The sequence below is a fragment of the Streptomonospora nanhaiensis genome, assembly GCF_013410565.1.
Taxonomy (GTDB): Bacteria; Actinomycetota; Actinomycetes; order Streptosporangiales; family Streptosporangiaceae; genus Streptomonospora; species Streptomonospora nanhaiensis.
Window position 1 is genome coordinate 3,638,347 of the sequence record NZ_JACCFO010000001.1, and the last position, 24,772, is coordinate 3,663,118.

21 protein-coding genes are annotated in these 24,772 nt (G+C 75.0%); 14 read left to right on the plus strand and 7 right to left on the minus strand.

The window, feature by feature from the left end:
- Positions 1-44 precede the first annotated feature (44 nt).
- On the minus strand, positions 45-1,175 hold the full coding sequence (locus HNR12_RS15875; RefSeq protein WP_179768211.1) for a S1 family peptidase: 1,131 nt from the start codon (positions 1,173-1,175) through the stop codon (positions 45-47).
- 645 nt (positions 1,176-1,820) lie between these two features.
- On the opposite strand from HNR12_RS15875, the gene HNR12_RS15880 reads away from it, so the two are divergent.
- From HNR12_RS15880 to HNR12_RS15890, 3 genes are all read left to right on the plus strand, one after another.
- The gene (locus HNR12_RS15880) at positions 1,821-2,093 is read left to right on the plus strand and encodes a GlsB/YeaQ/YmgE family stress response membrane protein (RefSeq protein ID WP_179768212.1); all 273 of its coding nucleotides are present in this window, start codon (positions 1,821-1,823) and stop codon (positions 2,091-2,093) included.
- A 370-nt stretch (positions 2,094-2,463) separates the two neighbouring features.
- Positions 2,464-3,840: an LCP family protein gene (locus HNR12_RS15885; protein ID WP_179768213.1), complete on the plus strand. Its 1,377-nt coding sequence runs from the start codon at positions 2,464-2,466 to the stop codon at positions 3,838-3,840.
- Positions 3,841-4,090: 250 nt separating this feature from the next.
- Positions 4,091-5,350: a L,D-transpeptidase gene (locus HNR12_RS15890; RefSeq protein WP_308118624.1), complete on the plus strand. Its 1,260-nt coding sequence runs from the start codon at positions 4,091-4,093 to the stop codon at positions 5,348-5,350.
- Between the two features lie 406 nt (positions 5,351-5,756).
- On the opposite strand, the gene HNR12_RS15895 is transcribed toward HNR12_RS15890, so the two are convergent.
- Both HNR12_RS15895 and HNR12_RS15900 read right to left on the minus strand, forming a co-directional pair.
- Positions 5,757-6,887 carry a hypothetical protein gene (locus HNR12_RS15895; RefSeq protein ID WP_179768215.1) on the minus strand — a complete coding sequence of 377 codons (1,131 nt, stop codon included), beginning with the start codon at positions 6,885-6,887 and terminating at the stop codon, positions 5,757-5,759.
- 433 nt (positions 6,888-7,320) lie between these two features.
- The gene (locus HNR12_RS15900) at positions 7,321-8,403 is read right to left on the minus strand and encodes a hypothetical protein (RefSeq protein ID WP_179768216.1); all 1,083 of its coding nucleotides are present in this window, start codon (positions 8,401-8,403) and stop codon (positions 7,321-7,323) included.
- A gap of 756 nt (positions 8,404-9,159) precedes the next feature.
- Between HNR12_RS15900 and HNR12_RS15905 the strand changes: the two genes are divergently transcribed.
- Complete coding sequence (locus tag HNR12_RS15905; RefSeq protein ID WP_179768217.1) at positions 9,160-10,929, plus strand: sensor histidine kinase; 1,770 nt, start codon at positions 9,160-9,162, stop codon at positions 10,927-10,929.
- A gap of 30 nt (positions 10,930-10,959) precedes the next feature.
- On the opposite strand, the gene HNR12_RS15910 is transcribed toward HNR12_RS15905, so the two are convergent.
- From HNR12_RS15910 to HNR12_RS15920, 3 genes are all read right to left on the minus strand, one after another.
- A complete protein-coding gene (locus HNR12_RS15910) occupies positions 10,960-11,631 on the minus strand; it encodes a response regulator (RefSeq protein WP_179768218.1) in 672 nt (223 codons plus the stop codon).
- A gap of 243 nt (positions 11,632-11,874) precedes the next feature.
- A complete protein-coding gene (locus tag HNR12_RS15915) occupies positions 11,875-13,341 on the minus strand; it encodes an amidase (protein WP_179768219.1) in 1,467 nt (488 codons plus the stop codon).
- Between the two features lie 81 nt (positions 13,342-13,422).
- The gene (locus HNR12_RS15920; RefSeq protein WP_179768220.1) at positions 13,423-14,433 is read right to left on the minus strand and encodes a D-2-hydroxyacid dehydrogenase; all 1,011 of its coding nucleotides are present in this window, start codon (positions 14,431-14,433) and stop codon (positions 13,423-13,425) included.
- A 672-nt stretch (positions 14,434-15,105) separates the two neighbouring features.
- Between HNR12_RS15920 and HNR12_RS15925 the strand changes: the two genes are divergently transcribed.
- From HNR12_RS15925 to HNR12_RS15940, 4 genes are all read left to right on the plus strand, one after another.
- Positions 15,106-15,588, plus strand: coding sequence for a DUF3830 family protein (locus HNR12_RS15925; RefSeq protein WP_217781716.1), 483 nt, complete (start codon positions 15,106-15,108; stop codon positions 15,586-15,588).
- A gap of 81 nt (positions 15,589-15,669) precedes the next feature.
- A complete protein-coding gene (locus HNR12_RS15930; protein ID WP_179768222.1) occupies positions 15,670-16,536 on the plus strand; it encodes a maleate cis-trans isomerase family protein in 867 nt (288 codons plus the stop codon).
- Positions 16,537-16,577: 41 nt separating this feature from the next.
- Entirely contained in the window at positions 16,578-17,321 is a 744-nt protein-coding gene (locus tag HNR12_RS15935) for a maleate cis-trans isomerase family protein (RefSeq protein WP_179768223.1), read from the plus strand.
- Positions 17,322-17,480: 159 nt separating this feature from the next.
- Positions 17,481-18,158, plus strand: a complete 678-nt coding sequence (locus HNR12_RS15940) for a GntR family transcriptional regulator (protein WP_179768224.1) — start codon at positions 17,481-17,483, stop codon at positions 18,156-18,158.
- A 136-nt stretch (positions 18,159-18,294) separates the two neighbouring features.
- Here HNR12_RS15940 and HNR12_RS15945 read toward each other — a convergent pair whose 3' ends face one another.
- Positions 18,295-19,026, minus strand: a complete 732-nt coding sequence (locus HNR12_RS15945) for an alpha/beta hydrolase (RefSeq protein WP_179768225.1) — start codon at positions 19,024-19,026, stop codon at positions 18,295-18,297.
- A gap of 608 nt (positions 19,027-19,634) precedes the next feature.
- On the opposite strand from HNR12_RS15945, the gene HNR12_RS15950 reads away from it, so the two are divergent.
- The 6 genes from HNR12_RS15950 to HNR12_RS15975 all read left to right on the plus strand — a co-directional run bounded on the left by HNR12_RS15950 (position 19,635) and on the right by HNR12_RS15975 (position 24,754).
- Complete coding sequence (locus tag HNR12_RS15950; RefSeq protein WP_179768226.1) at positions 19,635-20,645, plus strand: 2-keto-3-deoxygluconate permease; 1,011 nt, start codon at positions 19,635-19,637, stop codon at positions 20,643-20,645.
- A complete protein-coding gene (locus HNR12_RS15955; protein WP_179768227.1) occupies positions 20,642-21,814 on the plus strand; it encodes a four-carbon acid sugar kinase family protein in 1,173 nt (390 codons plus the stop codon). Before HNR12_RS15950 ends, HNR12_RS15955 begins: the two co-directional genes overlap by 4 nt.
- Complete coding sequence (gene pdxA, locus HNR12_RS15960; RefSeq protein WP_179768228.1) at positions 21,811-22,839, plus strand: 4-hydroxythreonine-4-phosphate dehydrogenase PdxA; 1,029 nt, start codon at positions 21,811-21,813, stop codon at positions 22,837-22,839. Before HNR12_RS15955 ends, pdxA begins: the two co-directional genes overlap by 4 nt.
- 66 nt (positions 22,840-22,905) lie before the next feature.
- Positions 22,906-23,802, plus strand: coding sequence for a GntR family transcriptional regulator (locus HNR12_RS15965; RefSeq protein ID WP_179768229.1), 897 nt, complete (start codon positions 22,906-22,908; stop codon positions 23,800-23,802).
- A 293-nt stretch (positions 23,803-24,095) separates the two neighbouring features.
- A complete protein-coding gene (locus HNR12_RS15970) occupies positions 24,096-24,497 on the plus strand; it encodes a DUF2089 domain-containing protein (protein ID WP_217783032.1) in 402 nt (133 codons plus the stop codon).
- Positions 24,494-24,754 carry a hypothetical protein gene (locus HNR12_RS15975; RefSeq protein WP_179768230.1) on the plus strand — a complete coding sequence of 87 codons (261 nt, stop codon included), beginning with the start codon at positions 24,494-24,496 and terminating at the stop codon, positions 24,752-24,754. Before HNR12_RS15970 ends, HNR12_RS15975 begins: the two co-directional genes overlap by 4 nt.
- Positions 24,755-24,772: the final 18 nt, after the last annotated feature.

Below are 24,772 nucleotides of genomic sequence, written 5' to 3' on the forward strand. Positions count from 1 at the left end.
CGGTGCCGGGCACCGGGGCCGCCGCCGTGTTCACGCGGAGAGGGTCAGCCCCTGACGAGGGTCAGGCCCCACCGCTGGAGGATCGGGTTGACCTCCTGGTAGTAGGTGGTGCCGCCGGTCCGGCAGTTGCCGGAGCCGCCGGAGGTCACACCCTGGGCCTGGCTGCCGCTGACCCAGGAGCCGCCGGAGTCGCCCGGCTCGGCGCAGACGTTGGTGCGGGTGAGTCCGCGCACGGTGCCCTGGGCGTAGACGACCGTCTGGTTGCGGGCCTGGATGGTCCCGCAGCGCCAGCCCGTGGTGGAGCCGGAGCGGCAGATGGAGGAGCCGAGGGTGGCCTGGCTGGAACCGGTGACGGTCACCGTTCCGCCGGAGTAGTTGTTGACGCGGGGGGTGGGCGTCCAGTTGCTGGTGGCGGTGACGTAGCCCATGTCGCTGCCGGGGAACACCGAGCCGGAGAACCGGCCGGTACCGCCGTTGGCGCCGGTGGCCGTGGCGCCGGTGCTGCCGCAGTGGCCGGCGGTCACGAACCCGACGGTCACGGCGAACCCGATGGAGCACCGGGAGCTGTTGTTGATGTAGTAGGCGTTGCCGCCGATGATGTCGGCGAAGGTCTTGGGTGCCTCCGCGCTCTCCTCGATGCGCACCGCCTCGGGCGAGACTCCGGCCTCGGCGATCAGCGCCTCGCCGGCCGCCTCCTCGCCGCGCTCGACCGTCATGACGACGGTGTCGGCGGCGACGTCGACGTACCATCCGGTGACACCGGTGCCCGGCTTGGGCGCGGAGTCGTTGAGGTCGGCCACGACGGCGTCGAGGGCTCGCTCGCCGTGCTCGACCACCTCGGCCTGGGCTCCGGCGTCCTCGACGGCCTCCACCGCCGACGCGTCGGTGACCGAGACGGTGAGTTCGCCGGAGTCGCTGTCGAAGACCGCGCCGCCGAAGTCGGCGCCGAGGTCGGCCCGCAGCTCACGTTCGAGCGAGCGGGCGCGGTCCTCCTGCTGGAGCAGGGTCTGGGCCTCGGCGGCGGTCAGGCCGAGGTCGCTCTGCATGGCCGCGAACTGCTGCGGGGCCGCGGTCGCGGGGGCGGGGTCGGCCGATGCCGCGGTGGTGGCGGCGGCGACGAGGCCGAGGGACAGGGTTACGCCGCCGATTGCCGTGATAAGGGGGGATTTTCGCACGTGCCGTACTCCTTGAGCGGGGTGAACAAGGGAATAGGCGTGCCCGGGCGTGCATCCCGGTCACGAACCCCCGGCGGGCGGGGTCTTGTGGACCCGGACCCGCCGCATCCACCGAACCAACGGTGAATGACTCGAAACCCTAAGTGAAGATCACGCCCTGCGACAGACCAGCCACATACCGGGAAATACCGGATCTCTCGCCCACGATGATCGACAGGGGGCATCAGGTCATCCGACGACAGCGGGTGACATGCCTCTTCACCAATGCGAAACAATGAAAAAACCGCTCATCTTCTCCGTTAAACCCAAATCCATGGCCGAAGACGGCCAATTCTCGGCGGGCCGGTAAGACGCCCGGAGACCAAACCAGGTATCCGGCGAGACGATCGCGGCCGCCCGGGCCGGTTCGGCTCGACACCGGCCCCGGCCCCCGCGCGGGCGGCCCGCGGCCCCGGCACGGGGCGCCTCCGGGGGCCCGGACACCGGGGGCGACCGGGGTCCGCGCCGACCGCGGCACCCCGCCCCGGCGCCGTCCGCGCAGGTCAGGAGCGCCCGGCGGCCAGGAAACCGGCAAACCCACGCATCCTACGACGCATTCGGGAAATAACCGTTCGTGATGGCATTCCAATCCGGAGGGGGACCATCATGGAGATCATCCTCAGCATCATCAGCGCGCTGATCATCGGTCTGATCATCGGTGTGCTGGCACGGCTCATCCTGCCGGGCAAGCAGAACATCTCGATCTGGCTCACCATCCTCGTGGGCATGGTGGCGGCCATCATCGGCACGCTCATCGCGGGCCTGTTCGGCTACGCCGACACTCCCGGCGTCGACTGGTGGGAGCTGATCACCCAGCTCGTCCTGGCGATCATCGGCGTGGGCCTGGTGTCGGGGTTCTGGTCCCGCCCGCGGACCTGACGCGGCCCGCCGGCCACGCCGGCCGCGACCGGAACCCGGGGGACGCCGGAGCATCGCACCACACCACCGCCCCGGGTTTCGGTCACGGGTAATCCCGCGAGAACAGTGGACGAATTCCCCCTGCCATAACCGGACACCACACCTGAAAGCCCCAGAAAACCCCGCGAGTCGCACGCGCGCTTCCGCGCGCGTTCTCGTAGGATCACCCCTGCACCGCGGCGGCCCCTTTCCCTTTCCGCCGCCCGCGGCCTCGCCCCGCGCGCGCTTTGCGCCGCCCCTTTCGCTGACACGCTGACACCGAACGCCAGCGCCTCCTGCCCCGCGCACGGCCCCTGACCGCGCGCCAGCCCTCCCGACGGGAAGACCGCGCATGCCCGACGACGCCTCCGCCGACGACGCCGCCTCCACCGCCCCGGAGGCCGAGAACCCCGGCGACACCTCCGAATCCGGCACGCCCGGCGGCGCGGACACCCCCGCGCCCCCGCGCCGCCGCCGCCGGCGGGCGCTGGCGTGGACCGCCGCGGCCGTGGCGGCGCTCCTGGTGGCGGGCACCGGCACCTCCTACGCCTACTACCGGTCGCTGCGCGCCAACATGGTCCGCCACGACCTGGACGCCGCTCTGGTGGAGGAGGAGCGCCCGGACAAGATCGGCGACGACCTCAACATCCTGTTCATCGGCTCCGACGGCCGCGAGGGCGGAAACGCCGCCTACGGCGGCCGGGACTTCGTCGGCGAGCGCTCCGACGCGCTGATGCTCGCCCACATCTCCCCCGACGGCGGCGTGCAGGTGGTCAACTTCCCCCGCGACTCCCTCGTGCAGATCCCCGACTGCGCGCCCTACGGCGAGACCGAGGGCACCGAGAGCTACTACGGCATGATCAACGCCGCGCTCTTCCACGGCGGCCCGCCGTGCGTCGTCAAGACCATCGAGTCGCTGACCGACGTCCGCATCGACCACTTCGCCCACCTGAGCTTCGTGGGCTTCCGCGACATGGTGGAGGCCATCGGCGGCGTCGAGATGTGCATCCCCGAGCCCATGCGCGACGTGCGCGCCCAGCTCGACCTGGAGGCCGGCCGCCAGCGGCTCGACGGCGAGGAGGCGCTGGCGTTCGTCCGCGCCCGCTACGAGATCGGCGACGGCGGCGACATCGGCCGCATCGACCGCCAGCAGATGTTCCTCGGCGCCCTCGCCGACGAGGTCACCGGCAGCGGGGTCCTCACCGACCCGCGCAAAACCACCGCGCTGCTGGAGGCGGTCACCGAGCACACCGGCACCGACGACGACTTCGACCTGCCGACGATGATCTCGATCGGCTCCACGCTCGCCGGGGTGGAGCTGTCCGACATCGCGTTCTACACCGTGCCCTGGCAGCAGGCCCCCTTCGACCCCAACCGCGTGGTGTGGGACCCCGAGCTCTCGGCCGAGCTCTTCGCCGCCATCAAGAACGACCGGCCCGTGGACGACCAGTTCCTGGTGACCGGCGGCGGCGCCGAGGAGGAGCGGGACGGCGCGGCGGCGCCGGCGCCCCCCGCCCCCGGTGCCGAGCCGGTCGCCCCCGGGGAGTCCACCGAGGCGGCGGCACCGTCCGAGGCGGCGGTGTCGCCGGTGAGCGGCCAGGCCGACGGCACCGATCCGGCCGGCCGGGTCCAGGGCCGCGACGCAACGTCGAACCCGTGCGCCAACGGGCTGGGCGACGGCACCGGGGACGCGGCGGACACCGCCGGCGCGGCGGGCGCACGGCACTAGCCGGGGGACGGGCGAGACGGGCGGTTCCGCCCGTTACGGCCCGTCACCAGCACGGACTTCCCGATAATTCCCAACAAAAACCGAGTTTCCGCGAACCAAACCACCCTGTCCGCGCGTCACAATGTCGGGCACCATCGGTCCCGCACCGCACAGCGGCCCCGCGCGCCCCCGCTCCCCTCGCGATGGCACCCTCCCCACCGCCACGACCGGGAGCACACCCCCGCTCACGACGACCTGGAGGACCCCCGACGTGACCTTCCGCATCTCCCGCTCTCCGGCCGCCGCGCTGTGTGTGGCCGCCACCGTCCTGCTCGCGGCCTCGGCCTGCAGCACCGGCGAAGGCGACCTCGCCAACGAGGAGCCCTCGGCCCCGCAGGCCGAGGTCACCATCACCCCCGAGGACGGCGGCTCCGAGGTCCGCCCGGACTCCCCCATCGTGGTCAGCGCGCAGGGCGGCACCATCACCGACGTCCAGGTCGAGCAGTCGGTCGCCGAGGGCCAGGGCGACTCCGGCATGACCGGCACGCTCAACAAGGACAAGACCGAGTGGGTGAGCGACTGGACGCTGACCCCCGGCAGCGAGGTCACCGTGACCGCCGTCGCCGAGAACGAGGCGGGCAAGGAGACCGAGGTGATCAGCGAGTTCAGCACCGCGCCCGCCGTCGAGGGCCAGCGGCTGGAGATCGCCAACGTCGTGCCCGCCGCCGACGAGGAGGTCGGCGTGGGCATGCCGATCATCGTCGACTTCGACCTGCCGGTCGAGAACAAGGCGCAGGTCGAGGCGGCCATGGAGGTCACCTCCGAGAAGCCCGCCCAGGGCGCGTGGAACTGGGTCACCGACCAGCAGGCGGTGTTCCGGCCCGAGAAGTACTGGGAGCCCGGCCAGCGGGTCGACGTCAACCTGCACCTGGCCGGCGTCGCGGCCGCCGAGGGCGTCTACGGCGTCGAGGACCGCGAGTTCTCCTTCCAGGTGGGCCGCGAGCAGATCACCACGATCGACGAGGACGAGCACCACATGACCGTGGAGCGCGACGGCGAGGTGATCAAGGAGTTCCCGGTCAGCCTGGGCATGGCCACCACCGAGGCGTACACCACCACCAGCGGAACCCACGTGACCATGGAGTTCCAGACCAACTACCGCATGAGCAACGACACCCTCGGGGTCTCCCCCGACTCCCCCGAGTACTACGAGGAGTTCGTCGCCTACGCGGTCCGCATCTCCAACTCCGGCGAGTTCCTGCACACCGCCGACTGGAACTACCAGCTCGGCGAGGCCAACACCAGCCACGGCTGCGTCAACATGAGCACGGCCGACTCCCAGTGGTTCTACGAGAACAGCCTCCTGGGCGACCCGGTGGACATCACCGGCACCGCCCGCGAGCTGGAGTGGAACAACGGCTGGGGCTTCTGGCAGCGCTCGTGGGACGACTGGGTCTCCAACAGCGCCACCGGCGAGGCCGACGACACCTCCAAGCCGGGCACCCCGGGCTCGCCCCACTTCCAGGAGTAGCGCCCGGCGGCCCCGCCGCCGCACCGACCGGACAGGGCCCGGTCCCCGCCACGGGGACCGGGCCTTGCGCCGTTCACGCCCGGTGCCGAAGGACCGGCCGGGCGGCGGCGCCCGCGGGCGCCGGGCACGAAGAAGGGGGCCTCGGGCGGCGCCGGCTCCGCTCACCCCGCCCCGGACGACCCCCACAGTCTCCGGGGCTTCCCACGGGTCGGAACCTGCTACCGCTGCGCCCGAGGCCCCCGCACTCCGCCCACCAGGGGTGGGGGAGGCTGGGCGGCGGGGCCGCGCCAGGGCGGCCCGGGAACCCCCACAGTTCCCAGGACGCCCCCGCGGCGCGGCCACCGCGCGCCCGGTTCGGCGCCCCCTCCGCCGCCGGAGGCGGACCGGAGGGGCGGCGCCTCCAGGGTTAGATCGTGGGCAGGCCGACGCCCTGGGCCGCGTCCACCACGCCGGTCGCGCCGGCGCCGGTGCCGGCCGACTCCACGACGTCGGCCACGGCCTGCTCGGTGTCGACCTGCTGGGCCACCTCCTCGACCGAGGGGGCCTGCTGGTTGACGGTCTCGACGCCCTGGTTCACCTCGGCCGCGCCGGGCACGCCGGCCTCCTCCAGTGCGCCGAGGTCGCCGCCCTGGGCGTCCAGGGTCACCGGGACCTCGGGCAGGGCGTCGGTCACGGCGGCGGTGGAGGGCTCGGGCAGCTCCGGCAGCTGGGCGGCCAGCTCGCGCGTCTGCTCGGTGGTGCGCGGCAGCAGCGTGCCGACGGTGCGCTCGACGGCCAGGCCGGTCGCCGCACCGGCGATCTCGGCGGGCGTGCCGTCCACGGCGACCGGCACCTCGCGGGTGCCGGGGACCTCGTTGCTCATGGGCAGCGTGCCCCCGGCGGGCAGCAGCCGGTTGGCGGTGCTGTGCACGGTCCCGTTCACCCCGTTGACCGGCAGCCCCGGCAGCTCGGCGGTCCGGTGGACCTCGTGGCTCAGCGGCAGCGTGCCGCCCTCGTGCAGCAGCTGGTTGGCCGTGCTGTGCACGGTGCCGGTCACGCCGTGCACGGCGGGCAGCAGCTCGGTGGCCTGGGGCAGGGGCAGCGGGCCGCGGGAGTCGGGCACGACGTCGGCCGCGGGCAGGGTCTGGGCGGTCGGCAGCTCGGACTCACCCGGCAGCGGCGCCGTCTGCGGGAGGGTGGCCCCGCCCGTGCCGACGAGCCGCCCCACGCGGTCGACGTGGCCCTGGGTGGTGTCGAGGTGCCGCTGGACCTGCGGTCCCACGTGGGACATGTCGCCCAGCGGGGTCGCCACGTTCTCGGTGCCGGGCGCGGGCAGCGCGGTCGCCAGGTCCGCGTTCTCGGCCAGGTGGGTGACGGTGCCGCCGAGGCCGGCGGGCAGCCCCACCACGGCGGGCGAGTCGGTGACGGGGAGGGAGTCAGTTGCGCTCATGGCGCCCGTGACGTCGGCTCCGGCCACACCCGCGCCGAACGCGACGAAACCTGCGGCACCGACCGCCACCAGAGCGGCCTTGGCGGAGCTGCGAGCGAACTGGAACATGGAAAACGTCCTTCCGAGTGGTCTGTTCGTGCGGTCTGCGTTGCCTGTGGGCGGACCCGGAGTCCGCCCGCCGCGTCCGGAGCCCTGGCCGGGGGCCCGTGCGCGGTGCGTTGTCTTGTGGGGTCTTGCTCTCCCGGGTGCGCCGCGACCGTGCGTGGCGCGCACGGAGACGGGACACCGGGATCAGCCTGAGTGTCTGGCGGACCTCGGACTGACGTGAACCTCGCGGTCGGTGCGCCCGCTGTGCCGTGCCGGGCGCCGTGATGGCGCGGGGCCGGGGAGCGCGGGGCTCACGTCAGCCTCCAGAGGGCGGGGTGCGGCCGGGCCGTTGGAGGGCCGGGCGCAGCGCCGCTGGAGCCGGTCGCCGGAGAGGGCGCGCGTGCCGGACCGGGGCGCGGGGACACCGGTGCGCGAACGCGGCGGGGCGGGCCGGCTAGTCGGGCGAGAAGGTGGGCTCGCCGCCGAGGTCGCGGGGAGCCGCGGCCAGGGCGCGGCGGTCGCAGGGCAGCAGCCCGGCGGCCGGCGCGGCCGAGGAGGCCACCGGGAGGTAGGCCGCGCAGAAGCCGCCGTACTGGGGGGCCTGCGGGGCGGAGCCGACCGTGGCGGCGGAGGCTGGCGGGTCGGCGGCGTCGGGCACCGAACCGGTCTCCGCGCCGTCGGCGGGCTCGGCCGCCGCGTCGGCGGCGGGCACGGTGAGAGCGGCGGCGCCGGCGGACGGGGCCGTCCCGCCGCGCGGGGCGGTCCGGGCGTGCCGGTCGTCGTCCGCGCGGCCGGCGGAGTCGCCGGCGGTGCGCCGGGCGGTGTCGCCGTCCGGCTGGGCGGCGGGCGCGCCGGTCAGGTCGAGCCCGGGGAGCACGGCCGCGCCGCGGCCCAGGCCGGGCGCGAAGGGGCTCATGCCCAGGTCGGGCAGGCCGGCGGACGGGCGGCCGGAGGCCGCGGCGACGGAGTCGGCGGCGGCGTGGTCGGGCGGTCCGACGGAGAGCGGGACCGCGCGGCCGGCGTCGCGGCCGATACCGCGCACCGCGTCCACGGCGGTGCCCAGGTCCGCGGAGCCTCCCTTGCCGGCGCCGGAGGCGCGCGAGGGGCCGCCGGATCCCGGAGCCGGGTCCGTGTCGGCCGGGTCCACCGCGTCCGCGGCCGGAGCCGGGGCGGAGGCCTCGGGAACGGCGGGGGGTTCGGGCGCGGGAGGCTCCACCGGCACCGCGGTGTCGGCGGATGCCGGCTGCGGCGGTGTCTCGGCGGCGGGCGCGCCGGCGGCCGGGACGGGCGCCTCGGCGCCGGCTCCGGCGCCGTGGGCGCCGGCGGGGGTGTCCGCCACCCGCTCGCTCACGGCGTTCGCTCCGGCGCCCAACTGCCCCTGGAGCGCGGCGTCGGCCGCGGCCGGAGCCGCGCCGGCGAACCACGCGCCGGCGAGCACCCCGGCGACCAGCAGCCACCGGCGCGCGGGAGTCCGCCCGGCCGCGCGCACGGCCGCGGCGACGCGCGCTGCGCGTCCCGTGCGGCCGGTGGTCGGCATGGCGGTCCCTTCGCCGTGGCGGTGGAGTGCTGTGCGCCGCGGTCTCCCGCGGTGCCCCAGGGTGGGCCGGTGGGGCCGGCGGTCTCGAAGAAGACGCCGGACGCCACTGGATCGGGGCGGCGGGATGCCCCGGTTTCGGACACCGGGGCCCACACGGATTCCGGACCCGAAACCAGGGTCCGTATCCCCGACAGAACGCGACCGTAGCACGACAGCTACAGATCACAACCGTGATCCGCGAAATTTCTCGCACCGTACACGCCGTATGCCCCCGCGTATCCGGTTCGTTCTCCGGGGAGTCTCCCGGGAAGACGGCCGCGCGGCGAGGTGAATCGGCCCTCGGCGCCCGCCCGGACCGGCATGTCCGCCCGGGCCCCCGGACGGGCCGGTCCGGCGCCGCCCGGAGCGGCGGCCTCCGGCGGCCGCGCCGGGCGGGCCACCCGGAGCCCGGCCGCCCGGCCGGCGCCCCCCGCACGCGGACGGCACCCCTTCCCTCGCACTGACCTGGGGGCTCCGGCGGCGCCCCGGCGGCCCTCGCGGCACCGCCACAGCGGCGGCCGCCGCTGTGAAACCGCTTCCCCGAACCGGTGCCGTATCCTGCCCTGAACCCGGTCCGTCGCCCCGCGGAAACCGGTAACGCCGGACGATCGCCCCTGGGCCGGTCGCGGTGGGTACACCCCTCAGCCCGTCCGCGCCGCCACCGGCCGCACCCGATCGGCCGCAGCGAGTACGTATGCACCCGGAGGTGTGCATCCGATGTCCGATACCCCGGAACGTTCCTTCCTCCCCCACATGGGCCTGGACGAGTTGATCTCCGAACTGCACGTCCGCCTCGAATCGGCGCTGTCGACCCGCGACCGCGTGCACTCCCTGCTGGAGGCCGTCCTCTCCATCGGCAGCGACCTCGACCTGGCCACGGTCCTGCGGCGGCTCACCCAGGCCGCGGCCAACCTGGTCGACGCCCGCTACGCCGGACTCGGCGTCATCGGCGAGGACGGCCGCTTCGCCGAGTTCATCCCCGTCGGGCTCACCGAGGAGGAGACCGGCCGCATCCCCGTCTTCCCCTTCGGCACCGGCATCCTCGCGGTCCCCACCCGCGACCGCGCCAGCCTGCGCCTGCGCGACCTGGGCGAGCACCCCGACTTCCAGGGCTTCCCCAAGGGCCACCCGCCGATGACCTCGTTCCTGGGCGTGCCCGTGCAGGTCCGCGACGAGGTGTTCGGCAACCTCTACCTCACCGAGAAGCGCAACGGCGAGGAGTTCGACGAGGAGGACGAGGCCGTCGTCACCGCGCTGGCCACCGCGGCCGGCGTGGCCATCGAGAACGCCCGGCTGTATGAGGAGACCCGGCTGCGCGAGCGCTGGCTGGCGGCCTCCACCGAGGTCACCACGCGGCTGCTGTCGGGCGACGACACCGACGAGGTCCTCGGCTACCTCGCGCGGCAGTCGCGCGAGATGTCGGGCGCCGACATCGCGGTGGTCCTGCTCCCCGACAGAAGCGAACGCAACCTCATCGCCAAGATCGCCGACGGAGCGGTGGCCGAGGAGATCCTGAACACGCCGATCGACATGTCCGACACCAAGTGCGGCTGGGTCTACCGCAACGGCGAGGCGGTGGCCATCTCCGACCTGCGGCACGCCAACTGCCCGATGCTGACCCACCGCGGGTTCGGCCCCGGCCTGCTCGTGCCGATCGGCACGCCCGAGCACACCCGCGGCGTGCTGCTGCTGGGCAAGCACGACGCGCTCTCCCCGTTCAACGAGGCCACCCGCCGCATGATCGACGCGTTCTCCGCGCAGGCCGCGGTGGCCCTGGAGCTGGCCGAGACCCGGCGCGACGCCGAGCGGCTGGTGGTGCTGGAGGAGCGCGACCGCATCGCCAAGGACCTGCACGACGTGGTGATCCAGCGGCTCTTCGCCTCGGCCATGACGCTGATGAGCACGCTGCGGCTGATCGCCGACGCCGAGGCCGGCGACCGGGTGCAGCGCACCGTGGACGAACTGGACGAGACCATCCGCGAGATCCGCTCGACCGTGTTCGCGCTGCGCCAGCCCCCGCCGCCGCAGAACCTGACGCTGCGCGACCGGGTCCTGGCCACCACCGAGGGCGCCGCGCGCTCCCTGGGCTGCCAGCCGGGCGTGCGCCTGGAGGGCGCCATCGACACGTCGGTGCCCGAGGAGGTCGGCGACCAGCTCCTGGCGGTGCTCGGCGAGGCCCTGGCCAACGTGGCGCGGCACGCGCGCGCCTCGGAGGTGCACGTGTCGGTGGAGGCCGACCGCTGGCTCACCCTCCAGGTCCAGGACAACGGGCGCGGCATCTCCGAGAACGGGCGGCGCAGCGGCCTGCTCAACCTGGCCGAGCGCGCCGACGCCCTCAGCGGCGAGTTCGCGGTGGAGTCGCGGCCCACCGGCGGCACCGCGCTGCGCTGGAGCGTTCCGCTGCACCCGGAGGAGCGGCGGCGCGCCGAGCAGCGGGCGGCGCGGCGCTCCCAGCGGGCCGGCCACGCCTCGCGGCGGGCGGGCTGAGGCGGGCGCCGGGCCGGGCGCGCGGAGGCCTCAGCGGCGCCTGCTGCGCAGCTCCGCCACGAGGATCGCGGCCTGGGTGCGGCGCTGGAGGTCCAGCTTGGACAGCAGGCTGGAGACGTAGTTCTTGACCGTCTTCTCGGCGAGGTAGAGCCGCTCGCCGATCTGCCGGTTGGTCAGGCCCTCGCCGATCAGGTCGAGGATCTGCCGCTCCTGGGGGCTCAGCTCGGCCAGGGGGTCGGGCTCGGGCGGGCCCTCGCGCAGCCGGTCGAGCATGCGCCCGGCGCTGGCGGGGTCGAGCAGGGAGCCCTCGGCGGCCACGGTGCGCACGGCGCCCACGAGGTCGGCGCCGTGGATCTGCTTGAGGACGTAGCCCGCGGCCCCGGCCATCACCGCGTCGTAGAGGGCCTCGTCGTCGGCGAAGGAGGTCAGCATCAGGCAGGCGATCTCGGGGTGGCCGGAGCGGATCTCCCGGCACACGCTCACCCCCGACCCGCCCGGCAGCCGGACGTCGAGGACGGCGACGTCGGGGGCGGCCAGCGGGATGCGCGCGATGGCCTGCTCGGCGGTGCCGGCCTCGCCGACGACCACCATGTCCCCCTCGCCCTCCAGCATCGCGGCCACGCCGCGCCGGACGACCTCGTGGTCGTCGACCAGGAAGACCCGGATGGGGGTGGACTCCTCGCCCGGCTCGCCCGCCGTCATGGTGGCCCTCGCTTCGCTCGTGTCCGCCGTTGGTACGACGGTAGTCCGCCGACGCGGAGCATATGCCGACAAAGGCCACGAATCGCCTGGGACCAAGGTCCCGACCTTGTTCGGGCCGGGCCGTAACGCCCCCGCCGCGCGGCCGGAGGCGCGCGGGCGCGCACCGGCCGCCGCGGGCCGGTGCGCGCCGGGCGTTCCGGCGCGCCCGTCCACAGCCTGTGGACCGACTCCGCGCGGGCGGGGTCAGGGCCGCAGGTGCGCCCAGGGCCGCGCCGTCTCGAACGCCCGGGCGGCCGCCAGGACCAGCGCGTCGCCGTGGCGGGGCCCGACGATCTGCAGGCCCACCGGGAGTCCCGCCGCCGTGAACCCGCACGGCACGCTCGCGGCCGGCTGCTGGGTCATGTTGAACGGGTAGCTGAACCCGGCCCAGCTGGTCCAGCGGCGCTCGGCCGACCCGGGCGGCACCTCCAGCCCGGCGTCGAACGCCGCGATCGGCATGGTGGGCGTGAGCAGGAGGTCGTAGTCGGCGTGGAAGCGGCCCATCGCCTCGCCCATGGCCATCCGGGTGGCCATGGCGGTGAGGTAGTCCTGCGCGGAGTGGTGCCGCCCCTCCTCGATGATCTCGCGCAGCCCGGGGTCGAGGAGCTCGCGCCGCTCGCCGGTGATGTGCTCGGTCGCCTTGGCCGCGCCGGAGTACCACAGGATGTGGAAGTGCTCCAGGCAGTCGGGGATCGGCGGGTCGACCTGCTCGACCACGGCGCCCAGCTCCTCGAAGGCCGTGACCGCCGCGGCGACCACGCGCGCGACCTCGGGGTCGACCGCCAGGCGGCCGAGGTCGGGGCTGTAGGCGACGCGCAGGCCGCGCACCGGGCGGTCCAGCGACGCGGTGAAGGAGTGGGCGGGCGGGGCCAGCGCCGCCCAGTCGCGGGGGTCGGGCCCGGTGATGACGTCGAGCATGAGCGCGGCGTCGGCCACGGTGCGGGTCATCGGCCCGGAGTGGGCCAGGCTGCCGAAGGCGCTGGCCGGGTAGTGCGGCACCAGGCCCCACGTGGGCTTGAGCGCGACAATGCCGGTGAAGCTCGCCGGGATGCGCACCGACCCGCCGCCGTCGGTGCCGGTGGCCAGGGGGCCCATGCCGGCGGCCACGGCAGCGGCGGCGCCGCCGCTGGAGCCGCCGGGGGTCTTGGCGGGGTCCCACGGGTTGCGGGTGACGCCCGTCAGCGGGCTGTCGGTGACGCCCTTCCAGGCCAGTTCGGGCGTGGTGGTCTTGCCGACGAACACCGCGCCGTGCTCGCGCAGGCGCGCCACGGCCGGGGAGTCCTCGGCCCACTCCTGGTCGGGCGGGGTGGTGGCCGATCCGCGCAGGGTGGGCCAGCCCCGGGTGAACATGACGTCCTTGATCGAGGTGGGCACGCCGTCGAGCCGGCCCAGGGGCTCGCCGCGCCGCCAGCGCTCCTCGGAGGCGCGCGCGGCGGCGCGGGCCTCGTCTTCCGCCACCAGGCAAAACGCGTTGAGCACGGGGTTCTCGCTCGCGATGCGGTCGAGCACCGCGTCGGTCGCCTCCACCGGGGAGAGGTCGCCGCGGGCGTAGGCGGCGAGCAGCTCGGTGGCCGGCAGCCAGGCCGGGGAGTCGTCGGGGGCGGCCGGGCGCGCCTGCTCCGGGCGCGGTGCGGCGCCGGTGTGGGCCGGCCCGTCGAACTTGGTACTCACGTGTGCGTCCTTCCTGCTGTGCGGTTGCGCGCGGAGGGCGGTACGGCGCCGGGCCGCCGGACGGCGGTGCGGCGGGGGGTGTCAGGGGCCGGACACGTAGCCGCGCCGCTTGTCCACGACGTTGCGCAGCTCGCGCCCCTGGAGGAAGCGGTCCAGGTTGTCGGCGAACAGCGCGACCAGCTCCTCGCGCCAGCCGACCACGTCGCCGGACATGTGCGGCGAGACGATGACGTTGGGCAGGTCCCACAGCGGGGACGAGCCGGGCAGCGGCTCGGTCCGCGCGACGTCGAGCGCGGCACCGGCGATGGCGCCCTCGCGCAGCGCCCGCACCAGGGCGTCCTCGTCGACCATGGGGCCGCGGGCGACGTTGATCAGCCGCGCGGTGGGCGCCATGGCCGCCAGGAAGCGGGAGTCCACCAGGCCGCGGGTGGCGTCGGTGAGCGGCGCGGCGAGCACGACGAAGTCGGCGCGCGGCAGGGCGTCGGCCAGTCCCGGGCCCGAGGCGGGCGCCAGGGCCGCCTCGACCACGGTGCCGAAGTCGGGGTCGCCGGTGCGGGCGGTGCGGCCCGCGCCCTCGACCTCCAGGCCGGCGGCGCGCAACTGGCGGGCGATGGCGCGGCCGATGGGCCCGGTGCCCACGACCAGCGCGCGCCGGCCGGCGACGCGCTCGGTCTCGCGGTGCCGCCAGACGCGCTCGCGCTGGCGGTCGCGGGTGCCGTGGAGGTCCTTGGCGAAGCTGATGACCAGGCCCAGGACGTACTCGGCCATGGGCTGGTCGAACACCCCGCGCGAGTTGGTGAGGACGACGTCGGAGGCCACCAGGTCGGCGAACATGAGGTTGTCGACACCGGCGGTGGCGGCGTGCACCCAGCGCAGGGAGTCGGCCTTGGGCCAGGCGGTGCGCAGGGCCGCGGAGAACAGGTCCCAGACGAACAGGGCGGTGGCGCCGGGCAGGGCCTCGCCGAGGGTGTCGGCGGTGGCGTAGCGGACCGACGCCAGGCGGGGGTCGGAGTCGAGGGCCCCGTGGCCGGGCGGGAGGTCGCCGCCGTGCAGGACGGCGAGGTGGACGGGCTGCGGTGGTCCGGTGGTCACTGCGGGCGGCTCCCGGTTCGCGGTGTGGACGGCCAGGTTCGCGGTGGGCGGCCGCGGGGGCCGGCCGCCGCCTACCCGGTACCCGCGCCCGCCCGGGAGGACACCCTCCCGGCAGAGGCCGGATCCGCGCGGCGGATGAAACGCTAGGCAGCGCCCGTACGATTGTCAACAATATCCAGAGCGGCCCACCGGCGGCGGGGTACGCCCGGGCCTCGGCCCTTCTCTCGCTCGGCCACCGCCGAAGGCGCCCGCCCCGGCGTCACGGACACGTAACACCCCGGTGCCGCGCGGCCATTGATCCACCCGGCTCCGCGATCGTATGATTGTCGACAATCAGCGCCCGCCGGGCGGCCGTCTCCGGCGCCGGCGGGGCTGGGGCGATGGCGCGTTGGCAGATCGGCACGGCGGAAAGCGAATCCGCGAGAGAGCGTCACACATACCAGGGTTGTCACCGGCGTCCATCAGCGTTGCCCATTAGTCCGATCATCGGTTGTCTTCCGCTCCCAGGGTGGTCCGCGCCCGCGTCCGGGCCGGCTCCCCGTCCCGCCACCGCGGCCGGTCCCTTCCGCCCCCGCTGCCCGACCACCGACATCCCCCGCCCGCGGCGGCCCGCCCGGCCCGCCGCGCCCGCTCGACCAACGGAAAGGCCGTGATACGACGATGCCCAGGTACATGTCCATCAGCCTGGAGAAGCGCGGCGTCTCCTGCGTGGCCGAACTCCTCGACAAGGACGCCCCGCGCACCTGCGACGCCGTGTGGAACGCGCTGCCGCAGGGCGGCGACATCTACCACGCCAAGTACGCCCGCAATGAGGTGTACGCGATGGTGCCGCGCTTCGCCGAGGAGGAGCCCGGCCAGGAGAACCCCACGGTCACCCCCATCCCGGGCGACGTCGTCTACTTCTCCTTCAACGGCGGCATGCTCGACCGCCGCTTCAAGGAGGAGAAGGGGATCGACCACCTGCCGGGCGTCATCGACCTCGCCATCTTCTACGGCCGCAACAACCTGCTGCTCAACGGCGACGTCGGCTGGGTGCCCGGCAACGTCTACGCCACCATCGTCGAGGGCCTGGCGCCCATGGCCGAGGCGTGCAACGACGTCTGGCGCTCGGGAAGCATCGGCGAGCGCCTCGTCTACCGGCGCCTGGAGCGCTGAGCCGCCCCGTCCGACCGGGGCCGCACGCGGCGGCCCCGCCCCGCACACCCGAGAACACGAAGAGAAGGAGGTGAGTGACCAATGCGGACCGATCGGACCGCCGGAGCACCGGTGAGCGGCGACGACCAGGGAGAGCGGGTCATCCTCGACAAGCACGTGAAGCCCGCCGGCCATACCCCCGACCCCGCGCCCACGGTGGTGGAGCTGTCGGCGGTGGCCGAGACCCCGTGGCAGTCGGGCGTGGGCATCGTGGCGCCCTACGACTTCGCGCTGGACCGCGAGCTGTGGCGCTGGGCCCCCGACGACGTCTCGCTGTACGTCACGCGGCTGCCGTTCGTCCCCGTCCCGGTGACGGTCGACCAGGCGTCGGCGCTCAGCGACGGCGCCAACGTCGCCCGCGCCACCCGCGACCTGCTGGCGCCCGAACCCCTGGTCGTGGGCTACGCGTGCGCCTCGGGCAGCTTCGTCCACGGCGCCGACGGCCAGCGGCGGCTGCGGCAGTGCATCCTCGACGCCGGCGCGCCCGAGGCGGTCACCACCTCCGGCGCGCTGATCCAGGCCCTGGAGGCGCTGGACCTCCGGCGGATCGCGGTTGTCACGCCCTACGTCGACAGCGTCACCGGCCGCCTCCTCAACTACCTGGCCGAGCACGGCGTGGAGTCCGTCTCCAGCGTCGGGCTGGGGCTGCTCGGGCACATCTGGAAGACCACCTACTCCGAGGTCGTCCAGGCCGTGCGCGACGCCGACCGCCCCGACGCCCAGGCCGTGTTCATCAGCTGCACCAACGTGCTGACCTACGACATCATCGCGCCGCTGGAGCGCATGCTCGGCAAGCCCGTGATCGCCGCCAACCAGGTGACCATGTGGGCCGCCCTCCAGGCGATGGGCCGCCAGCCCGTCGCCCACGGCCAGCACCTCGTCGACGCCACCGCGCGCACCGCCGCCTGACGGCCGCGCCGATCCACACCGAAGGGAGGGTCGTGCCGCACATGACCCGTGTCGGATTCCTCTACCCCGGCTACAGCGCCGAGGACGACTACCCCGCGTTCCAGCGGCTGCTGGGCGACGACGTCGAACTCCACCTGGTGCACACGCTGATGCGCGAGGACGCGCACCGGGTCGACGCCCTGCTCGACGTCGGCGGCGCCGACGTCCTAGGCGAGGGCGCCCGCGAACTGCGCGCACGCGGCGTCGACTCCGCCGTGTGGGCGTGCACCAGCGGCAGCTTCGTGTTCGGCTGGGAGGGCGCCCGCGCCCAGGCCGAGGGCGTGGCCGCCGAGGCGGGCGCGCCCGCCTCCAGCACCTCGTTCGCGTTCGTGCACGCCGTGCGGGCGCTGGGGCTGAGCCGGGTGGCGGTCGCGGCCACCTACCCCGACGACGTCGCGAGCCGGTTCGCCGACTTCCTCGGCGCCGCCGGGATCGAGGTCGCGGCGTGGTCGGGACGCGGCATCGTCACCGCCGCCGAGGTCGGCACCCTGCCGGCCGACGACGTGCTCGACTTCGTCGCCGCCAACGACCACCCCGACGCCGAGGCCGTCCTGGTGCCCGACACCGCGCTGCACAGCGCCGGCGTCCTGGACGCCCTGGAGGACCGGCTGGGCAAGACCGTGCTGACCGCCAACCAGGTCAGCGTGTGGGAGGGCCTGCGCCTGGCCGGTGCGACCGCCCCCCGCGAGGGTCTGGGCTCGCTGTTCCGCGCCGGGGCCGGGGCAGCGGCGGCGGTCGAGCGCTAGAGCGCGGCCCGTGGCACAGCCGGCGCGGCCGGAACCCGTTGGCGGGTTCCGGCCGCGCCGCGCGGTACCGCCCGCCGGGCGGGCCGCGCGACCATGAGAGGGCGCGCCGCCGCCGCGGACGCGCCATCATAAAAGAAGAGACAGAGGAGTACGGATGCCATGAACTCGCCCGGCCGACTCGAACCCGTCCCGCGGCGGTCCACCGCCGAACTGATCGCCGACCAGCTGCGCTCGGCCATCATGCACGGCGCCCTGGCCCCCGGCGACCAACTCGGCGAGACCGACCTCGCCGCCCAGCTCGGGGTGAGCCGCGGCCCGCTGCGCGAGGCCATGCAGCGCCTGGTGCAGGAAGGGCTGCTGCGCAGCGAGCGGCACCGCGGGCTGTTCGTGCGCGAACTCGGGCCCGAGGACGTGCACGACATCTACGTGGCGCGGCTGGCGGTCGAACGCGCCTCCTGCGAGCTGATCATGCGCGGCAACCGGGGCGAGGCGCTGGCCCGGCTCACGGCCGCGCTGAACGACCTCGTGGCCGCCGCCCGGACCGGCGACCGCACGGCCATGAGCGACGCCGACCAGGCGTTCCACCGCGCGCTGGTGAGCTGCTCGGGCAACCACCGGCTGGAGCGCATGGCCGAGACCCTGCTGGTCGAGGCGCGCATGTGCCTCACGGTGATGCAGGAGGTCTACCCCGAAGCCGACGAACTCGTGGAGGAGCACCAGAAGCTGCTCGACGCCATAACCGACGGCGACGAGGAGCTCCTGCTGCGTCTCATCGAGTCGCACATGCTCGACACGGTCGAGCGGATCAACGCGGGCGCGCCGACCGCCCGCAACTGACCCGCCGACCCGCACCGACGGCCCGAACGGCCCGCGCCGCCCGCACGGAGGGGGCGGCGCGGGCCGCTGCCGTGATGGCTCCGCCGCCCGCGCCGCCCGGCGGCCTATCTCCTGTAGCCGGCCCGCCGGCCCGGCCTCACTTCAGGTGCCGGGCGAAGAACCGGTCCCCGGCCTCCCACTCGAAGTGCGGGACGCCGGTGTACCCGCCCATGTTGGCGTGCAGTGTCTTCTCGCTGGAGCCGAAGGCGTCGAACAGGTCCAGGGCCGCCTGCCGGTCGTTTCCCTCGTCGTCCCACTGCAGCAGCACCTGCAGCGGAATGGTGACCTGCCGGGCCTCCTCGAACACGCCGGCGGGCACGAAGCTCCCGGCGAACAGAAGGGCCGCCGCGATGCGCGGCTCGACCACCGCCAGCCGGACGCCGATGGAGATCACTCCCCCCGAGAACCCCACCGGGCCGCCGATCTCGGGCAGGGCGAGGAGGGCGTCCAGGGCGGCCCGCCACTCCGGGACCGCCTGCTCCACCAGGGGGAGGACGAGCCGGTCGACGATCTCGCCGCTGACCGGCTCGCCGGCCGCCAGGGCCCGGAGCAGGTCGGCGCGGGCCTCCTCGGCGGCGGCCAGCCGGGGCCGGTCACCGCCCCCGGGCAGCTCGATGGTGGCCGCGGCGAAGCCCTCCGCCACGGAGTGCCGGGCCCGGGCCGCCAGCCGGGGGTACATCCGGCGCAGGCCGCCGGGGTGGCCGACCAGGATCAGCGGGGCCGGTGCGGAGGCGGATCCGGGCGTCCACAGGATGCCGGGGATCTCGCCGAGGGTGAATTCGCGCTCGAGGACGCCGCCGTCGAGGCGCTGTTCGGAGGTGAATCGCACGGTCGTGCCTTTCGGGAGTGCTCGTAAACGGCGCTCCCGGACGACCTATCGCCCGACCGCGACCCCGGAGGGGAGCACCCATGTCGAAACGTTCACGGGTACCACCTCCTCGGTCTCTCGCGCGGCCTCCGGGAAAGTACCAGTGGCCGCCGTGGGCCGCCAACAGGTTTTCGCGGGCTCGGCCGCGGGCGCCCGGAAGGGCCCGCCGAAGGCGAGCCGGTCGGCGGTCGCCGCGCGGAGGCCGGGGCGGTGCCGGTCCGGACCGGCCGGTCGAACACGCGCCGGGCTGTGAACCTGTACGGACACCTTCACACCGGCCCACGCGGGCCCGCCCCGCCCGGCTCCGCCGCCGCGCGGCGCCCCGTGGGGCCGCCCGCCCGCGCCGCGGAGTGGAAGAAATCCCAGTTCACCGGGGTTTTCGACCGGTGGAGACCCCACCGCGCCGGACCCGCCCGCCGCGCGCCGCCCCCACGCCGAGGGCCGCGGTGTTGCCCGATGTGAAGCCGGTGTCGCACTCTCCCAGAATTGTACGTACACTCTGTCCGTACAATGATGGTATTCACACGCGTGGGGAAGGATCCGCATCCCGCCCCCGGAGAGGAGCAGCCATGCGCGACGGCCATGGCACGCTGGTCCCGCTGTTTCGGACCATGAACCGCCTGCCCGGGGGGCTCATGCTGATCCCGCTGCTGCTGGGGTCGGTGATCGGCACCTTCGCGCCCGGCGCGCTGGAGATCGGCGGGTTCACCACCGCCCTGTTCAAGGACAGCGCGCTCCCGCTGATCGCGCTGCTCATCTTCGCCACCGGCACCCAGGTCACCATGCGCACCGGCGGCCCCGTGCTGGCCACCACCGGCGTGGTGCTGCTGGCCAAGAGCGTCATCCCCGGCCTGCTCGTGATCGCCCTGGGCGCCGTGACCGGCGCCGACGGCGTCCTCGGCGTGTCGATCCTGGCCCTGCTGGCCGCCGCCACCAACTCCAACGGCGGCCTGTGGCTGGCGGTGACCGGCCAGTACGGCCGCGCCCGCGACCGCGGCGCCTACATCGCCGGCGCCATCAACGACGGCCCGTTCTTCGCCCTGCTGTTCCTGGGCGCCTCCGGCCTCGGCGAGATCCCGTTCCTGGCGCTGCTGGCGGCCGTGCTGCCGTTCGTGCTCGGCGTCATCGTCGGCAACGTCGACGCCAAGTGGCGCGAGGTCCTGACCCCCGTGCCCAACATCGTGATCCCGTTCTTCTCGTTCTCGCTGGGCACCGGCATCAACCTCGCCGACGTCGCCGCGGGCGGCCTCAGCGGGATCCTGCTGGGCGTGCTGCTCACCGTGGTCACCGGCGGCCTGGTCTACCTGGGCTACCGGGTGCTGCTGCGCCGCGGCGCCGAGAGCGGCATCGGGTTCGCCGCCGGCACCACCTCCGGCAACTCCGTGGCCACCCCCGCCATCGTCGCCGCCGCCGACCCCTCCTTCCAGCAGTACGTGGGCACCGCGACCTCCCAGATCGCCGCCTGCGTCCTGGTCACCGCGATCCTGGCGCCGCTGCTGGCCACCTGGCTGCTCAAGCGCAGCGGAGCCGCCGACACCCTGGCCAAGGAGTCCGCCGCCGAGCAGGAGGCCGCCGCATGAGCCCCGTCATCGCCCTGGTCGCCGACGACCTGACCGGCGCCAACGACACCGCCGTGCGCTTCCTGCGCGCCGGGTGGTCCACCGAGCTGCAGCTGGGCTCCGCCGGCGGCACCGCCGACGTGGTCGCGGTCAGCACCGACTCCCGCGCGCTGGGCGCCGAGGACGCCGCCGCCGCGGTCGCCGAGCAGGTGCGCCGCCTGCACGGCGCGCGCCACCTCTACAAGAAGGTCGACTCCACACTGCGCGGGCGGATGGCCGCCGAGATCGAGGCCGCCCGCCGCGCGTGGGCGCCCGACGCGGTGGCCGTGGTCTGCCCCGCCTTCCCCGAGGCCGGGCGCACCGTCGTCGACGGCGTGCTGCTGGTCGACGGCACCCCGGCCCACGAGACCCCGGTGGGCACCGACCCCGTCACCCCGGTGCGCGAAAGCCACATCCCCACCCTGCTGGGCGCCGGGCACGTGCGACTGACCGGCGACGGCACCGCCGAGGACGCCGCGCTCATCGCCGCGGCCGGGCCCGTGGTGGTGGTCGACGCCCGTACCGACTCCGACCTGGAGCGCCTGGCCGCCGCCATCGCCCACCTGGGCCCGCGCGCCGTGCCCGTCGGCTCCGCCGGGCTGGCCGCGCCGATGGCGGGCGCCTGGGCCGCCGGCGCCGCGCCCGGCACCGCGCTGGTGGTCGTCACCTCGCTGCACGCCGCCACCCGCGGCCAGGTCGAGCGGCTGGCCGGCGGCGCGCCGGTGGAGTACTGCCCGGCCGCCGCCATCGCCGACACCGCCGCGTGGCAGGCGTGGCACGACCGCGTGGCCGACCGCCTCGCCGAGGGGCCCGAGGTCCTGGCCGTGGTCGCGCCCGAGGACCGCGCGCTCGGGCTGGACCCCGCCGAGGTCGCGCACCGGTTCGGCGCGCTGACCGCCGAACTCGCCCACCGCCACGGGCTCGCCGGGCTCGTGGTGACCGGCGGCGACGGCGCCCGCGCGGTCGTCGACGCCCTCGGCGCCACCGGCATCGCCCTCACGGGCGAGGTCGCGGCGGGAATCCCCGCGGGCACGCTCACCGGCGGGCCGCTGCACGGGCTGCCCGTCGTCACCAAGGCCGGGGGCTTCGGCGACCCCGACGCCCTGATCACCGCCGCCACGGCGATCCGACACAGGAGGCACCAGTCATGAGCCGTCCGACCCTCGCCATCACCCTCGGCGACGTCGCCGGGATCGGTCCCGAGATCACCGCCAAGTCGCTGCTCCACCACCCCGAGGTGCGCGAGGTCTGCCGCCCCGTGGTCGTGGGCGACGCCGACGCGCTGCGCGCCGGCGTGCGGCTCGTGGGGGGCGACCCCGACCGGGTGCGCGTCGTGGACTCCCCCGCCGACGCGGGCGCCGACCCCGAGGCGATCGACGTGGTGCAGGTCGGCGGGTCGCTGGCGCACGTGCCCCACGGCGAGCTGAGCGCGGAGGCCGGCGACGGCGCGGCGCGGTTCGTCATGGCCGCCTGCGACCTCGCCCGGCGCGGCCTGGTGGACGGGATCGTCACCCCGCCGCTGAACAAGGCAGCCATGCACCTGGGCGGGCACCGCTGGCCCGGCCACACCGAACTGCTCGCGCACGAGTTCGGGGTGGAGAACTTCAGCCTGGTGCTGTCGGCCGGCGACCTCTACTTCTTCCACCTCACCACGCACGTGTCGCTGGCCGACGCCATCAAGAACGTCACCCCCCAGCGCACCGACGCCGTGCTTCGCCTGGCGGGGGCGTTCGCCACCGCGCTGGGCCGCCCGGACGAGGCCATCGGCGTGGCCGGCCTCAACCCGCACGCCGGCGAGAACCGGCTGTTCGGCGACGAGGACGCCGACGTGCTGGAGCCCGCCGTGGCGCGGGCGCGCGCGGCCGGGATCAACGCCTCGGGGCCGCTGCCCGCCGACGCGCTCATCCCGGCGGCGGTCAAGGGCAAGTGGAAGCTGGTGGTGGTGTGCTACCACGACCAGGGCCACGCGCCGTTCAAGGCGGTCTACGGCGACGACGGGGTCAACATCACCGTGGGCCTGCCGGTCGTGCGGGTCTCGGTCGACCACGGCACCGCCTTCGACATCGCCGGGCAGGGCATCGCCCGGGAGTCCAGCCTGGTGCTGGCCATCCGGCGGGCCGCCGAGCTGGCGCCCGGCTGGGACCACGTGTGGCGGACGGCCCAGGCGGCCGGCTGAGCCCGCGGCCGCCCCGCCGCCGTCCGGTGGCCGGCCGACCGGCCGGCCGCGCCCTCCCCGCCTAGAATGCCGACCATGTCCGTCGACCGGTCCGATCCGCGCCCGCTGTACGCCCAGATCGCGGCGGAGCTGCGCGCCGAGATCCGCGACCGGACCATCGCGCCGGGCGACACCCTGCCCAGCGAGGCCGCGCTGCAGGAGCGGTTCGGCGTCTCGCGCAGCGTGGTGCGCCAGGCCCTGGCGACCCTGGAGGAGGAGGGGGTCGTCCGCCGCGACCCCGGACGGGCGGCGGTGGCCACGGCGGGGGTCGAGCACCGGCGGCTCGTGCAGCGGGTCACCGGCCTGTTCGACCAGTTCTCCCGCAGCGGCCTGGACCTGGCCACCCGGGTGGTGCGGCTGGAGGAGGCCGCGCCGCCCGCCCACGTGGCCCGCCACCTGGGCACCCGCGCGGTGCTGCGGCTGGAGCGGGTGCGCTCGGTGCGCGACGACCCGCTGTCCTACGTGCGCACCTGGCTGCCCGCCGACCGGGTGCCCGGGCTGAGCGCCGACATGCTCACCGACGCCTCGCTGCACCGGCTGCTGGCCGCGCGCTTCGGCGCGCAGCCGGTCAGCGGCCGGCGCCAGGTGCGGGCGGTCCCGGCCGACTCCGCGATCGCCGCCGCCCTGGGTGTGGCGGCGGGCGCGCCCCTGCTGCTCCTGGAGGGCAGCACCTTCGACCGGCACGGCGCGCCCCTGGAGTGGTTCGAGAGCTGGCACCGCTCCGACCGCGTGGTGTTCGACATCGAGGCCGACGAGTCCGCCGAGCAGCTGCGGCTGCACCCCGGCACCGCGTTCGCCGAGCCCCCGCCCGGCACCGCGCCCGCCTCCGCCGCCGGCGCGGACACCCCCCGCCTCGACCGCGCCCGCGCCCTGGCCGCCGAACTGCGCGCCGAACTCGACCGGCTGGCGGCCGAGCAGTCCTAGCACGCCGGCCCGGCGTTCCCTTTCCCGGCCCGGTCAGCGGCGGACGCGCCGGACCCCGGCGCTGCGATCGGTCGGCGTGCCCCACGCCCGCGCACCGTGGGGCGCCCGGGTCCGCCCAGGACATCTTCGGTCCGCACGCGCCGCGCGGCGCGCCGCCGCCGCGCCCCGCGCCCATGCCCCCGGCGGAGCCGCGGCGCCGCCGCGCGACCGGACGCGCGCTACGCACACTCTTGAATGCGGACTTGGAAAAATCAAACTTCCCGCGTTGATATCTCAAGAAAATCAATGTACAAATGAACTGTGAGCACATCACCGAGACCGGGAGGCCCAGGGTGGACTGGCAGGAACTGACCGACCTGACCCGCGGACAGCCGTTCGTGGTCGAGCGGGTCCGCCTCGCCGACAACGGCGTCGCGATCGAGGGCCGGTTCGAGCCCCCGCAGCTGGCCCAGCTCAGCGCCGAGGACCAGGTGTTCGTCGCCGCGTTCGTCCGCTCCCACGGCTCCATCAAGGAGATGGAGCGGATCTTCGGCATCAGCTACCCCACCGTCAAGTCCCGGCTGAACCGGATCTCCGAACGCCTCGACTTCGTCGACACCGACCCCGCCCCCACCGGCGCGGAGGTCATCGAGCGCCTGCGGCGCGGCGAGATCAGCGCCCAGGAGGCCCTCGCCGAGCTTGAGAACACCCGGTGATCCCCCAGCTGGTGACCGTGGGCTACCGCCGCCCCGGCGGCCGCACCCGGCGCCTGCACGTGCCCGTCCTGCCGGTGGCGCTGGTGCTGTCCCCGCTGCTGCTGGTGGCCGCGGCCGCCGGCGTGGTCGCCTGCCTGGCCACCCGCGTCAGCCCCGGGGGCGCCCTGCGCGGCGCCGGCCGCCTGGTGCTGGCGCTGCCCGGCACCCGGCTGGAGATCGAGCAGGGCGCCGCGGCCGTCCTGGTCAGCATCAGATAACGCGAGGAAGAGGCAACC